The following is an 11162-nucleotide window of genomic DNA, read 5'->3' on the forward strand; positions in this document are numbered from 1 at the left end:
GTGATGTCCTCAAAAGCAGATGGGCACGGGCGCCTCGGTGTAGCCACGGGATGCGGTGACAAGGCTGGTCAGCATCCCCAGTTCCTTGGCCTGGGCGTACTGGCGATAGGCGTCCGCGCCCTCGCTGCAGCCGTTGCTCTTGTCGGGTGTCTCGTCCCTGTAGCGCGCGTCGGCCGTGCTCCACTTCTTGCGGTAGTGGGTCAGGCGCTCGATGCCTTCCTTGGTGCCGTCCAGGTCGAACCACGCGGCTTTCAGGTGCTTGCGCGTGGCATAGATGCCGGTGATCAGCTGGCTGACCTGGGGCACGATGAAAAAGGTGTGTCCAGGCAGCAGCTGCTGGAGCTGGTCCTTGACGGAGCGGTTGTAGTCGCCCTGCCGCTTGTGGTTGGCGTCGTGCGGCAGGAAGTGGGCGCCGTAGAGGAAGCCGCGCCGCTGCAGCTCCACTGCGTAGTGGCGCAAGTCTTCGCCGTGGCCCTCGTAGTAGCCGATGAAGCGATCTTCCTGGCCCAGCATCTGCATGAACCAGATCGCCGTGCCGTCGGCGTTGCCGATGTCCCAGAACGTGTAGACGGGGAGGTCGAGCGTGGGCACATCCTTGATGCCGCCGCGCTTGCGCAGGGCCATCAGTTCCTTGGCGTAGTAGTTGCCCGCCACCGACTGCTGGAAGGCCTCGGCCGGCGTGCTGGGGTACTCGCGCCACATGCGCTCCTCGGCCCCGGCGAAGTCGTTGCGCTGCTTCTCCGCGTACCAAGCGCGCTGGCCGCCGTCGATGGTGCAGTCCATCAACAGCTCGATCTCATTGAAGTAGTCGATCAGCTCGTTGCTGACGGCCACGCCGGCCGGGTCCATGGTGTAGCTCGGGTCTTGCCACCATGCATAGAAGTGAAAGCGGTACTGCGCCCGGGTCAGCACGGCCTTGCCCGTCACCAGGGCCTGGGCGCGCTGGCACATCTTGTAGAACTCGCCGTCCGTGCCCTCGGCCGTGCTCTCCACCACGATGATCCCGGACAGCGGCACGGCCTGGAACGAGCCTGTGACCACTTCCTCGGCCTTCTGCGGGAACTTGGCGCAGATCTTCCCGAACTCGGACACATGCAGGCGGTGGATGGTGCCGCCACGCACGGACGTCGCCACGCGCATGCTGCTGTTGTTGTGCGCGAACAGCAGTTCCTTCGTGCTGGCCCGCGCCAGGGGGAAGCGCTCGCGGATTTCGTCGGGCAGGTGGTCGTATGCGAACACCACCTTGTCCCGAAAGATCGCCTCAGCCGTCTCTCGGTCCTGCGCGATCATGCCGCAGCGCTGGTTGGCGTTGAACAGGGCATGGTCGAGCCAGAGGATTGCGATCAGCGTGGTGAAGCCCAGCTGCCGCGCCTTCAAGATCAGGTTACGGTGCCACAGGCGCTTGATGAAGCGGCGCTGCGCCCGGTTGGGCCGGAAGGGCTGCACAAAGCTCTCGTCGTCCTCGCCGTCGCCCTTGACGATGATCTGGTACAGGGCGCCCGAGAACAGGCGCCATTCGGGGTCAGCCAAGCACCGTGCCAGTTCTTCCTCGTTGGCAGGCATCTGCGGCGGGGGCTCGACCAGGATGTCGCCCTGGGGGCGCTTGGTGGCCTTGTCCCAGGCCTCGCCCAGCTGCTCATCCAGGTCGCGGCGCTGGTCCACATGGAGGATGACGGCATCATCGTCGTCCAGGCTGCCGGGCTCGGACATTGCGGCGCGCGGACGGCGGTCAATGGTGCGAGCGCGCTGAGGGTGCTTAATCGTCATCACTCACCTGGGCGCGCGGGCCTATCGAGTTGGGGCCGGCGTCAGCAGATGGCGCCTCGGGGTCGTGCTGCACAGGGGCGAAGCCATTGGAGTTGCCGCCAGCGATGCGGTGCAGCAGCGCAGTGAGCGGGTCCACCTTCTGCTCGTTGTCCTTCTGGTACAGGCCTAGGTGCTTCCACAGCTTCTCGGCAAAGGCCTCCTTGCTGTGCATGAGCACCTGCATGCCGTCTTTGGTGCGCTTCACGCCAGCGAACAGCTGCGCGGCGGCCGGGCTCAGGTAGCGCGTGTCCTTCACCACGTCACGGGCGAAGCCATCACCACGGCATTCAGCGCACGCAGGGTGTGGCGCCTTCAGGGGGTCGTAGCCGATGCCGCCGCGCTCGTCGAATTCATCCTCCTTGGGCAGCCGGCCCATGCGCTGGTCCAGCATGAAGCGCTCGCGGTCCTTGTTGAACTCGGCCACGGTGCGCTGGTACTTGAAGCCCTCGCCCCAGCAGTGGCGGCAGCAGCCCACACGAACCTCGGTCAGCTCGCGGGCATCAGCGGTGGCGATCATCCAGGCCTGCAGCAGCACGGCATCAGCGCTGATCTGCGTGCGTGCCTGCTGTGCCTTCCTGGCTTCGGCCAGCGCCAGCTGGATGTACGGTTTTGACAGGTTCTCAGCGCCCATCTGCCTCGCGGTGTCAGGGCTATATCCGGCGCGGACAGCGGCCTGCGTGGCGTTTAGGTCAATCAGGTACTCATCCACAAACCGCTGCTGTTTCGCAGTCAGGCCCAGCTGTGCCGCTTCCTCGGTGCTCTGCTTTTGGACTGTGGCGCGCTTCTTGGCCGGTGCCTGGGCTCGCTGCTTGCGGGCGGGTGCGGCAGAGCCGGCCACCTTCTTGGCAGGGGTAGCGGGCTTGCGCGTCGGCTTCTTTCGGGGCGCAGGCTTCATGCCTGCTGGGTCTTTGGGCATGCGCGCCAGTGTTCCGGCGCGTGATGCATTGGCCTAACCCTATGCTGGGCACAAAAAAACCGCCCGAGGGCGGTGTGTTGAGTTGTGGGCCGGTCAGAACGGCACGGTGTCGCCGCACTTGGAACACTTGGTCTGGTACGGTGCGCCGGGCTGCGGGTCCGCCTCGGCGCTGCAGCCGTTGTCAGGGCAGCGGGTGATGGCGCGGAGTGGTGGCGCGACCCCCTTCAGGTTCGCGGCAGCCCAACTGCGCACTTCGCTGTACAGCTCGGTGTGGCCGCAGGGGTTGGCCCAGGTATGCACCGCCAGCTGTTGGCTCCCGTCCCAGCTGGTGGCCCAGACAGGCGCGCCGCGCGGGCCGCCACAGTGGATGCAGCGCCATGGCAAGGTCAGGGACAGGGACAGGGTGCCACCGTGCTCGGCGCATGCAGGAATCACGACAGATTGGCATTCCATCCGGGCAGCCAGGGCCTTGCGGTGGACCTGCAGATCCTCCAGCTCGCGCTGTGCCATGTCGGCGCGGTCCTGCTCGCGCTGATGGGCCTCCAACATGGTGGGGCCCGTCTCCAGGGCCTCGGTGCTGATGCCCTCGCAGGCGTTCCAGCACGCGGCCAAGCGGCGGAAGTTCGCGCGCTGGCGCTCCGTGGTCATTTCGCCATTGGCCAGCAGCGCCAGCCACCAGCGGCCGCCATCGGTCAGCATGGTGTGCTGGTTGGCCTCGCCGCCCTCGCGGAACAGGATGCGGCCGGGTGTGTGGGTCGTGCTCATGGTCGCGGCCTTCACAGCAGGTTGCCCAGCTCGTCGGCCAGCTTGGAGGCGCCGGCCAGCAGCTCATGGATGGCAGGGCTGTCGGTGTGGTCGCAGATCACGTCCCAGCCGCCGTTGCCGTAGACCAGGGACATGCTGCCCAGCTTGTCCCCGATCTTGCCGTCCACGGGCAGGTGGCGCACCACCACCATTTCCTCGTCGCACTGGCCGATGTCGGCCATGATCGCGTCCAGCTCGCGGCAGCTCTTGACAGGCCATTCCTCGCCATCGAACACGCTGACGCAGTAGGCGCCGTCAGCTGCGGCCAGGATGTCGCGCACCGCACGCCGCACGATGGCGCGCTCGATCAGGACGCGCTGGCGGATGGCCACGTCCTTGACCCAGTGGAATTGCTTGAAGTGGGCGCTGTCGTCGCGCTCGTCGTACACGGCGCGGCCGGCTTGGTTCTTGATGCTGGCGAGCAGCTGCATGGCGGTCATGGTGGACTCCTGGGTGTTGGTGGTGGCGGCGGTCATTCGGCGGCGTAGGTCAGGGTGCAGAAGACGGGCGCGGTCAGCGTCAGCCAGTCGGCCTGTGGCGTGCTGCAGTCCCAGCAGCCGCGCTGGTCGTCCCATGCGCTGGCGTCCGGGTCGCAGGAGCCGTCCGGGAAGCCGTCGAACATGGCGAAGGTCAGGCTGCCGTCATCGTTGGCAGGCACGGCGATCAGGTGGCCGTCGATCAGCACCATGAAGCCGACGCCATCGGAATCCTTGAGGGCCGTGCGCTCGGGCTTGTCTTGCAGCAGGGCGATGGCGGCGGCAGTCCAGCCGGCGAATGTCTTGAGGTCGTGGCCGGAAATGGCGGTCTGCACTTGCTCAGGGGTCATGGTGATTGGGGTCATGTCAGGTTCCATCTGGTGCGTTGCTGATGGCTCTATTTTGTAGCTACAGAATAAACAGAGCAACAGATGCCAGACTGGCGTGAAGGGTTATTTTGTAGCCACATTTCAAATACAATGCCGCGCATGGAACAACCCATCACACCCCGAAAGAGGGCGCCCGGCGCTGGGCGCAAGCCGCTGTCCGACACTGGACAGAAGACCATCCGCGCCCGCGTCACCCCTGAGCAATACGAAACCTGGGAGGCCATGCCCAACGCTTCGCAGTGGCTGCGCGGCCAGCTGGATGCAATCCGGGCCGCAGAGCCTGGCGAGAAGGCCTGACGCCTAGGACGCTGCAATCCAATCCGTCTGCGGGCTGTCGCCACCTTTGTTCGCGGCCCTGTGCGCTTTCAGCTCGCGCTCCAACTTCTCGACCTTCGCGGCCAGTTCGGTGGCGAGGTACAGGTGCTGGTTCGCGCTGTTGATGAGGATTGCTTGCCCGGCCGCGCCCATGCCCAGCTGCGCCAGCACACGATCCTCCACGGGCGTGAGCGTCAGCACGAAGTCCCCGATGTCATACTTCACGTAGCCCGTGGGCAGCACCGTCTTGCTGATGACGCGAGTTGCCGGGTAGACCTCCACCAGCTCGTAGACCCCGCGCAGCAGGCGCTTGAGCTTGCCGTCATCCACCAGGGTGCGCAGGCGGTCGTCCACCACGGCCATCTTCAACCCCGTCAGCTCGGCCACCGTCTCGCGCGTAGCGATCTGCTCCAGGCTGCGCAGCTCGCGCACCGCGTCATAGATGCGGTCTGTGCTGGTGATGGGCTTGCCGCTCTTGGGCTCAGATTGCATCACTCCCTCCTTCTCGCCACTCGGGCAGCTTTTTGGGCCACTGGCCCGATTCCTTGATCTGTGCACGGGTCTGCGCGGCCCAGGCGCTTCCCTGGGCATGGTGGGCGTCCCGGCCGCCCGGCAGCAGCCGGTACTGGTCGAAAGCCACATGGCAGCCCTCGATGTCTGGGCGCGTGCAGCACAGGGGCATTCCGCGCCGGTCGTCCACCTTCATGCGGGCGCCCTTCCCCTCGTTTTCGTGCGCGTGCTGGCTGTAGCCCTCGATGCGGCAGTGCGCGCAGGGCAGCGCGGCCACCAAGCGCCGGTAGGGCTCGCTGCGCAGCGGGTTTTCCTTCTCCAAGGGCGCGGCGCGCATGTAGTCCATGTCGTTGGCCGCCACCATTTCCACGTTGTCCGGGCTCGGGCTGGCGCAGGCGATGGCGCGGGCGGCGCGGTCGGCCAGCCGCTGCTCGCGCTGGGTGTGGAAGTCGCTGCCGGCGCCGGCCGCCGCCGCGCGCCTGAAGCCTGTGCGCTTCATGGGTGTGCGGCCGGTCAGCATGGCCAAGTTCCCATGCGGCGGCGCGCGGCAATCTCGTCCATCGCCTGATCCAGCAAGGCTTGCACGTCGGCGCTGACGGCTCCTGGCTGCACGTTGACCCACCAGAGCCAGCGCAGGAATTCGTTGCTCGCGTCGCGGAAGATGAAAAAGCGGCCCGTGCAATGGCGCCAGCAGGCGCGAACCCACGCGGGCAGCCAAAACAGTTCCAGCACGCGCGTCTTGAACTTGGTCATTGGGTCGCCCTCCCCTCGGCGCGGTTGCTGGCCTCCTTGGAGCGCCAGATCTCTACGTGCAGCTCGGCCGCCTTCAGCTTGAAGCGGAAGGTTTCCTCGGCCTCGATAGCGATGCGCAGGCCGTCCAGCAGTTCGATGTACTCGGGGTGCGAGTAGGCGTAGGCTTCGCGGTCGGCCACCGCCTTGCCGTCCGAGGCGCGCATCAGCAGGGCCTTCTTGGTTTTGCGAAATTCCTCCAGGTACAGGCGCTGGGCCTTGGCCTTGGCGAAGCGCGGCGCCGTCTGCAGCATGTAATCCACGGCGGCCTGGGGGTCGTTGGGCACGTACTCGCTCATGCTGCTGCCCCGGTTTCCGCTGTGCGGTAGGACCAGCCCTGCGCGTCCCTGGCCACCGTCGCGGCACTGTCGTGCGGCACGCCGACGAGATTGCCGAAGTCATCGGCCACGCAGTCCAGCTCCAGCAGCCGCATGCCGTTGTCGTAGTCCTCGGCCCAGAAGATGCGGCAGCCCACGGCCAGCGGGAACACAAAGCGGTCGGTGCTCATGGCGTCACGCATGCGATTTCCTCCACGGTCACCACCACACGCGGCGTGTCGCTGTAGCCCTTGCGGCAGTCGCGCAGCCAGCAGACCTGGCTGTCGTCCTTCCAGGCCACGCCGTTCAGGCCGTCCTTGATGGCCTTGAGCACGTTGTCCAGGTCGGGCTTCTTCGTGTGCTGCTCGGTGCCGGCGCGGGCGGCCGCCTGCCGCTTCTTCGACCAGCTGGGCGGGATCGGGAAAAGCGCCGTCACGGACAGGGACACCGGGCCGTCGATCAACGAGCGCCCTGCCATGGCCTGCTGGGCGAAGAGCGCCACGCGGGCCTCGTAGTTCTCGGTCTTGGCGGGGGTGTAGAGGCGCGCGCGGCCCTGTACCATGGTGGCGCGGGGCCGGGCCTTGGCCACGGGGTCGCCGGGGATTTCGAAGGTCAGCATGCAACCTCCCTGGCACTTTTGTGTGCCGCGATTTCCTTTGGCGTGGCGTAGCGTGTGTAGCCCTTCCACTTCTCTGCAATAGCCTGGTCGAATGTTTGGAGCATCCAGGGTCCTGGCGTGGAAAACTCGTATTGCTCGGCCGTCAGTGCCAATGCGGATCTACCCCGCTCAACAACGCTTCCATCGGCGTTTGACAGGTACGCCTCGACGACGAACCGCACCCAGTTGCCGTCCCTCCCGAGAGTGCAGCCGGTAATGTGGTCAACCTGCTTTGCGCCAGCTGCGAATTCTTCAAAGCTCAGCATGCGGCGCCCTCCTTCGTGGTGGCCAGCGCCAGCCGGTGCTTCGCCCACTCGCCCGCGATCCAGCTCACGCCCTTGGGCGTGAACTTGGACTGGTTGTAGGCGTGGCTGGTGTCGCCGTGCTCGGCCACCCCCGCCTTTGTCTCGAAGCGGCCGGCCTGGATGTGTTGGGCATGGGGCACCCACTCGCCGCCCAGGAAATACATCACGCCCGTGTCCTTCAGGAACTGGCGGAATTCGGGCTCCTTGGCGCCCAGGAGCTTGCACACCTGCCGGAAGCCCTTGCTGCCCGTGGTGGCCTGCACATACTTGTCCACGAAGTCCACCTTCGGCGCGGCCAGCGCCAGCTGGGCCTCGGCCTTGATGCGGGCTTGCTCGGATTCCATGGCCAGCTGCAGGATGTCCAGGCGCGACAGCTCGGCCGGCTTCGGCCCGGCCTCCAGTTGCTGCCAGCGGACCACGATCGCATGGCGCATCTGCACGCTGTACCCGGACACGAGGGTGATGGTCAGCTCCTTGGGCAGATGGGCCACGCGCTGCAGGCGCTGGTAGCTGTCGGGAAGTTCTCCCCAAAACTGGGGCGATGTCAGGCCCAGCTCCTGCAGCATGTGCTCGATGTCGCGCAGCACATGGTCGTGGCGCTTGCCGGTCAGCTCCGCAATCTCGCGGCTGCTCATGGTCTGGGTTTGTGCGGTCTGCAATTGCATGTCGTTTCTCCCTAGTTCAACGCATCAGGCCGGCGAACACGTTGGGCGCGCCGCCCGGGGCCGTCACCACGTTCTGGCCGCGGCGGCACTTGCTCACCGTGGTCATGCTCACGCCCAGCTCGGCGGCCAGCGCAACGCCGGTCTTCGGGCTGCTCTGCACGTACAGCACCTGCTCGGCGGTGAGCTTCGCCCGCTTGACGTTGATGGCACGGTTGGCGGCGATGTGCTTGGGGGTGCCCTTGTGGCGGCCGATGCGGCGGGCGAACTGGCCGCGCAGGCGCTCGGTCGTGCAGCGGATGCACTCCGGGTTGCAGCACGTAGGGTGCGGGCACACCACGTAGGCGCGGTGCGTGGTCGGGATGGCCTTGCCAGTCGTGATGTGCCAGATGGCACGCGGGCCGGCCTGGGTGGTCATGCCGCCGTTCTGGCGCGTGTGGTCCGGCGCGTAGATGTTGGGGCGGCCATCGGGGCGCACCGATCCGCGCCAGAGCCAGTGCCCGTCCTCGGTGATGACGCAGCGGCCTTTGATTTCCTCAATCGTTCGCATCGTTCTCCCCCTCCTGGTCCTGGTCTGGCTTCTTGGTGGCCTCGGCGCCCAGCGCCTGCAGCGCGTGGCGTAGCACGCCAAAGGTCACGGTCTGGTCGCCGGCCTCGGCACGGGCCTTGATGACGCGCGCCCAGTCCTTGCCGTCCCCCACGGGAGTAATGCGGGCCTCCACACGCGCCAGCTTCGGAGCGGGTAACAGCGCATAGCCATTCAGCTCGGCGTGCGTCTTGCGCGGCAAAATTGCCTCGCACAGCTTCACCAGCTCGGGCAGCGAAGGCGAGAACTGCGGGCTCTCGGCCATGGCGCGCTTGGCTGCCGTTTCCACCACGTCACCCGGGAAGCGCGACAGGTCGGCGTCCCAGACCAGCATGGCGGCCAGCGGCCCCTTGTCCTTGCCCTTGTTCGGGCCGTCTTCGACGAGCTGGCCTGTGTGAAACTTGGCCAGGAACTGATTGCCGTAGGCGCCGTGCAGCACCACAAACAGCTTGCGGACGGTGGCCGATGCCTCGCGTGGGCCGCGCGTCTGCGCTTCGTGGACGCTGTGCGCCGCGATGTGTGCGAGGTTTTTCACAGTTCCATCCCGTCGTAGATCGCGGCGGCGGCGCCTGCGTATTTGGCGGGTGGCGGCTGCTGGCCCGGCGCACGCCCGGCAGGCTGCCCGTGGTCCTTCTGATACCAGCCGGCATTGAAGCCCTGCCAGCCGCGCTCAACGGCGTAGCGGATGGCGTCCTCAGCTGTGATGCCAGCCTTGCCGGCTTCGCGATGGATCGCGTCGATCACGGTCTGGCTGATCGGGCCGGCACGACGCGCCTTGCGCACGTCCTTCCATTCGTTCACCAGTTCCTCGGGTACACCGGGGATCGTGGGCCCGCTGCTGCGCTTATTCTCTGTAGTAGTCTTGTGTGTAGTCTCTGTTCTATTACCGGATTGCGCTTTCCGCAGTTCGTCGGACGACGATTTCGCTCTCCCCGGACTGCGTTTGGCGCAATTACCGGATTGCGCTTCCCGCACCTCCCGAAATGCGTTTTCGTCGTTCGCGGATTGCGCTTTCGTCCATGCTTCAAACGCTGCGTCTATGGCCTCGGGAACCAGGCGGAAATAGACCTTGTGCTCCAGGCGGCGATTCGTCTCGACCAGGAAGCCAGCGGCCTTCAGGACCGCGCGCGCCGTGGCCTGCTCGCGGTAGGACAAGCCGGTTTCCTCCGCCAGCTCGGCGGAGGTTTTGTAGGTGCCAAGTTCGCTATCGGCGCCGCGGTCGTGCCAGTAGTGCAGCTGCGCGAACAGGATGGCCGCATTGACGCTTCCGAGAAAGCGCGCGATACGCGGGTAGTAGGCGACAGGACGGCCCACCGTTGACAGGGCATAGAACAGGCTCATTCCGCCCCCCGGTCAGCATCCGATGGACGCTTGCGGCGCTTGCGCGTCGCCATCTTGGGCTCCTGCTCTGCGGTAGCCAGCTTGGCGCACAAGTCATTGACGGTGACATATCCGGGGTTGGCTGTCAGGCCGTATCGGATCTTGTTGATCGTCGACACAGGTACACCTGAGAGCTTCTGCAACGCCTCGACTTGAGCCTTAGACAAGGCCATCAGACGTGCTCGCACGTCCTTCATGCTGGGCAAAGTAAGTTCCATGCCCCAAGTCTATCTAAATTTGGACTATCGCCTTGCTAAATGTTCAAATTTGGACCGCGTGCATAGCGGAAAATTTCGGTCTAATATCCAAATATGGAACAACCGACAACCCCCCTCACACTGAAAAGTAACCTGTGGGCCTCCATTGAGAAGCTCATGTTGGCCCAGTGGGGCAAGCCCAATGTCAGCCGCCTAGCACGCGAAGCAGGCCTGGGTCATGGCACGGCCATTCGTCTGCAGCACGACGATGGGGTCACGTCCATCGGGCTGGATAAGGTGGAGCGCATTGCGCGAGTCTTTGGCGTTGATCCCTGGAAGCTGCTCGATCCAGCATTTGATCCAGACGATCAAGCACAGAGCATCAGTGCCCAAGGCCGAGAGCTGGCCCTAACCCTCGACCGCATCAGCGATCCAGTTGCAAAAGCGAAGTTCTACGCAATGTGCGTCCAATTTCTTGAGTTCTCGAACCCGCCCCTCCAGCAAACACAATCGACTGGCGGCGCGCCCAAGTAACAGCACACTTCACATCTGTAAAAACACCCAAAACGCCACCGACCTGCGCGAGTCGAGCGGCAATTTCTCGCGCCTTCTCCAGTTGCACCGCTGACACCACCAGCCCAAGCGGCATCACAGCGTGGTTCACCAGCCGATCCCAGGCCACCCGGTCAACTTCCAGCCCCACTCGAGCGTCCAGTACGCAAGTGAAGACGTGCCCCTGCATGCCTTCACTTGCGCGGCGAACGCGGCGGCAATCCAGCAAAACGCCGCGCCACGTCACAAGCATGACGCCCGCCTGGATATCAATCCCCTCAGTCTCCATCGCCAGTTCTGATTGCTTCACTGTTGCCTCTTGTAGGTTCGCGCCTACGCCTGCGGTTTGTACTAACTGTAATTACGTACAGTATTCCACATTTTGCAGAATCGCCGGCCTCGCCAAAAGTCCAAATTTAGAACACTTTTTATTTATCAGTCCAAATTTGGATTATAGTTCACCCATCGTAGCAACAACACGCCGCGATGGGCGCCAGGTG

At 65.0% G+C, this 11162-nt stretch carries 19 protein-coding genes; 1 reads left to right on the forward strand and 18 read right to left on the reverse strand.

The annotated features are described in order from the left end of the window. Positions 1-9: 9 nt before the first annotated feature. The 5 genes from A4F85_RS04660 to A4F85_RS04680 form a co-directional block, all read right to left on the reverse strand. On the reverse strand, positions 10-1767 hold the full coding sequence (locus A4F85_RS04660) for a terminase (RefSeq protein ID WP_331710717.1): 1758 nt from the start codon (positions 1765-1767) through the stop codon (positions 10-12). Then, positions 1757-2722, reverse strand: a complete 966-nt coding sequence (locus A4F85_RS04665) for a terminase small subunit (protein ID WP_063325798.1) — start codon at positions 2720-2722, stop codon at positions 1757-1759. The genes A4F85_RS04660 and A4F85_RS04665 overlap by 11 nt, the downstream gene beginning before the upstream one ends. A gap of 93 nt (positions 2723-2815) precedes the next feature. Further along, positions 2816-3487 carry a hypothetical protein gene (locus A4F85_RS04670; protein ID WP_063325799.1) on the reverse strand — a complete coding sequence of 224 codons (672 nt, stop codon included), beginning with the start codon at positions 3485-3487 and terminating at the stop codon, positions 2816-2818. An 11-nt stretch (positions 3488-3498) separates the two neighbouring features. Further along, complete coding sequence (locus A4F85_RS04675; protein WP_063325800.1) at positions 3499-4002, reverse strand: hypothetical protein; 504 nt, start codon at positions 4000-4002, stop codon at positions 3499-3501. Then, positions 3999-4367 (reverse strand): hypothetical protein, encoded by a 369-nt coding sequence (locus tag A4F85_RS04680; RefSeq protein ID WP_197485445.1) that lies wholly within the window; start codon positions 4365-4367, stop codon positions 3999-4001. Before A4F85_RS04680 ends, A4F85_RS04675 begins: the two co-directional genes overlap by 4 nt. Positions 4368-4490: 123 nt before the next feature. Between A4F85_RS04680 and A4F85_RS04685 the strand changes: the two genes are divergently transcribed. Beyond that, positions 4491-4688 (forward strand): hypothetical protein, encoded by a 198-nt coding sequence (locus A4F85_RS04685; RefSeq protein ID WP_156516937.1) that lies wholly within the window; start codon positions 4491-4493, stop codon positions 4686-4688. A gap of 3 nt (positions 4689-4691) precedes the next feature. On the opposite strand, the gene A4F85_RS04690 is transcribed toward A4F85_RS04685, so the two are convergent. The 13 genes from A4F85_RS04690 to A4F85_RS30285 form a co-directional block, all read right to left on the reverse strand. Then, positions 4692-5198: a hypothetical protein gene (locus A4F85_RS04690; protein ID WP_063325803.1), complete on the reverse strand. Its 507-nt coding sequence runs from the start codon at positions 5196-5198 to the stop codon at positions 4692-4694. Further along, complete coding sequence (locus tag A4F85_RS04695) at positions 5188-5736, reverse strand: hypothetical protein (RefSeq protein ID WP_063325804.1); 549 nt, start codon at positions 5734-5736, stop codon at positions 5188-5190. Before A4F85_RS04695 ends, A4F85_RS04690 begins: the two co-directional genes overlap by 11 nt. After that, complete coding sequence (locus A4F85_RS04700; protein WP_063325805.1) at positions 5730-5969, reverse strand: hypothetical protein; 240 nt, start codon at positions 5967-5969, stop codon at positions 5730-5732. Before A4F85_RS04700 ends, A4F85_RS04695 begins: the two co-directional genes overlap by 7 nt. After that, entirely contained in the window at positions 5966-6304 is a 339-nt protein-coding gene (locus tag A4F85_RS04705; RefSeq protein ID WP_063325806.1) for a hypothetical protein, read from the reverse strand. The genes A4F85_RS04700 and A4F85_RS04705 overlap by 4 nt, the downstream gene beginning before the upstream one ends. Next, on the reverse strand, positions 6301-6525 hold the full coding sequence (locus A4F85_RS04710; RefSeq protein WP_156516938.1) for a hypothetical protein: 225 nt from the start codon (positions 6523-6525) through the stop codon (positions 6301-6303). The genes A4F85_RS04705 and A4F85_RS04710 overlap by 4 nt, the downstream gene beginning before the upstream one ends. Next, the gene (locus A4F85_RS04715; protein WP_063325808.1) at positions 6510-6941 is read right to left on the reverse strand and encodes a RusA family crossover junction endodeoxyribonuclease; all 432 of its coding nucleotides are present in this window, start codon (positions 6939-6941) and stop codon (positions 6510-6512) included. Before A4F85_RS04715 ends, A4F85_RS04710 begins: the two co-directional genes overlap by 16 nt. Next, on the reverse strand, positions 6935-7246 hold the full coding sequence (locus tag A4F85_RS04720) for a hypothetical protein (RefSeq protein WP_063325809.1): 312 nt from the start codon (positions 7244-7246) through the stop codon (positions 6935-6937). The genes A4F85_RS04715 and A4F85_RS04720 overlap by 7 nt, the downstream gene beginning before the upstream one ends. Next, entirely contained in the window at positions 7240-7950 is a 711-nt protein-coding gene (locus A4F85_RS04725; protein ID WP_063325810.1) for a phage antirepressor KilAC domain-containing protein, read from the reverse strand. Before A4F85_RS04725 ends, A4F85_RS04720 begins: the two co-directional genes overlap by 7 nt. Positions 7951-7966: 16 nt before the next feature. Further along, positions 7967-8497: a hypothetical protein gene (locus A4F85_RS04730; protein WP_063325811.1), complete on the reverse strand. Its 531-nt coding sequence runs from the start codon at positions 8495-8497 to the stop codon at positions 7967-7969. Continuing rightward, entirely contained in the window at positions 8484-9068 is a 585-nt protein-coding gene (locus A4F85_RS04735; RefSeq protein ID WP_231890443.1) for a hypothetical protein, read from the reverse strand. Before A4F85_RS04735 ends, A4F85_RS04730 begins: the two co-directional genes overlap by 14 nt. Then, on the reverse strand, positions 9065-9874 hold the full coding sequence (locus tag A4F85_RS04740; protein WP_063325812.1) for a hypothetical protein: 810 nt from the start codon (positions 9872-9874) through the stop codon (positions 9065-9067). Before A4F85_RS04740 ends, A4F85_RS04735 begins: the two co-directional genes overlap by 4 nt. Then, entirely contained in the window at positions 9871-10131 is a 261-nt protein-coding gene (locus tag A4F85_RS04745; protein WP_063325813.1) for a hypothetical protein, read from the reverse strand. Before A4F85_RS04745 ends, A4F85_RS04740 begins: the two co-directional genes overlap by 4 nt. Before the next feature lie 403 nt (positions 10132-10534). Beyond that, positions 10535-10972, reverse strand: coding sequence for a hypothetical protein (locus tag A4F85_RS30285; RefSeq protein ID WP_156516939.1), 438 nt, complete (start codon positions 10970-10972; stop codon positions 10535-10537). Positions 10973-11162: the final 190 nt, after the last annotated feature.

Source organism: Delftia sp. GW456-R20, from assembly GCF_001622915.1.
GTDB lineage: Bacteria > Pseudomonadota > Gammaproteobacteria > Burkholderiales > Burkholderiaceae_C > Comamonas > Comamonas acidovorans.

What these genes read in the sequence shown, in the direction of transcription:
- A4F85_RS04660 (WP_331710717.1), bottom strand. Translation starts at nt 1,767, where the DNA reads ATGACGATTAAGCACCCTCAGCGCGCTCGCACCATTGACCGCCGTCCG.
- A4F85_RS04665 (WP_063325798.1), bottom strand. Translation starts at nt 2,722, where the DNA reads ATGCCCAAAGACCCAGCAGGCATGAAGCCTGCGCCCCGAAAGAAGCCG.
- A4F85_RS04670 (WP_063325799.1), bottom strand. Translation starts at nt 3,487, where the DNA reads ATGAGCACGACCCACACACCCGGCCGCATCCTGTTCCGCGAGGGCGGC.
- A4F85_RS04675 (WP_063325800.1), bottom strand. Translation starts at nt 4,002, where the DNA reads ATGACCGCCGCCACCACCAACACCCAGGAGTCCACCATGACCGCCATG.
- A4F85_RS04680 (WP_197485445.1), bottom strand. Translation starts at nt 4,367, where the DNA reads ATGACCCCAATCACCATGACCCCTGAGCAAGTGCAGACCGCCATTTCC.
- A4F85_RS04685 (WP_156516937.1), top strand. Translation starts at nt 4,491, where the DNA reads ATGGAACAACCCATCACACCCCGAAAGAGGGCGCCCGGCGCTGGGCGC.
- A4F85_RS04690 (WP_063325803.1), bottom strand. Translation starts at nt 5,198, where the DNA reads ATGCAATCTGAGCCCAAGAGCGGCAAGCCCATCACCAGCACAGACCGC.
- A4F85_RS04695 (WP_063325804.1), bottom strand. Translation starts at nt 5,736, where the DNA reads ATGCTGACCGGCCGCACACCCATGAAGCGCACAGGCTTCAGGCGCGCG.
- A4F85_RS04700 (WP_063325805.1), bottom strand. Translation starts at nt 5,969, where the DNA reads ATGACCAAGTTCAAGACGCGCGTGCTGGAACTGTTTTGGCTGCCCGCG.
- A4F85_RS04705 (WP_063325806.1), bottom strand. Translation starts at nt 6,304, where the DNA reads ATGAGCGAGTACGTGCCCAACGACCCCCAGGCCGCCGTGGATTACATG.
- A4F85_RS04710 (WP_156516938.1), bottom strand. Translation starts at nt 6,525, where the DNA reads ATGCGTGACGCCATGAGCACCGACCGCTTTGTGTTCCCGCTGGCCGTG.
- A4F85_RS04715 (WP_063325808.1), bottom strand. Translation starts at nt 6,941, where the DNA reads ATGCTGACCTTCGAAATCCCCGGCGACCCCGTGGCCAAGGCCCGGCCC.
- A4F85_RS04720 (WP_063325809.1), bottom strand. Translation starts at nt 7,246, where the DNA reads ATGCTGAGCTTTGAAGAATTCGCAGCTGGCGCAAAGCAGGTTGACCAC.
- A4F85_RS04725 (WP_063325810.1), bottom strand. Translation starts at nt 7,950, where the DNA reads ATGCAATTGCAGACCGCACAAACCCAGACCATGAGCAGCCGCGAGATT.
- A4F85_RS04730 (WP_063325811.1), bottom strand. Translation starts at nt 8,497, where the DNA reads ATGCGAACGATTGAGGAAATCAAAGGCCGCTGCGTCATCACCGAGGAC.
- A4F85_RS04740 (WP_063325812.1), bottom strand. Translation starts at nt 9,874, where the DNA reads ATGAGCCTGTTCTATGCCCTGTCAACGGTGGGCCGTCCTGTCGCCTAC.
- A4F85_RS04745 (WP_063325813.1), bottom strand. Translation starts at nt 10,131, where the DNA reads ATGGAACTTACTTTGCCCAGCATGAAGGACGTGCGAGCACGTCTGATG.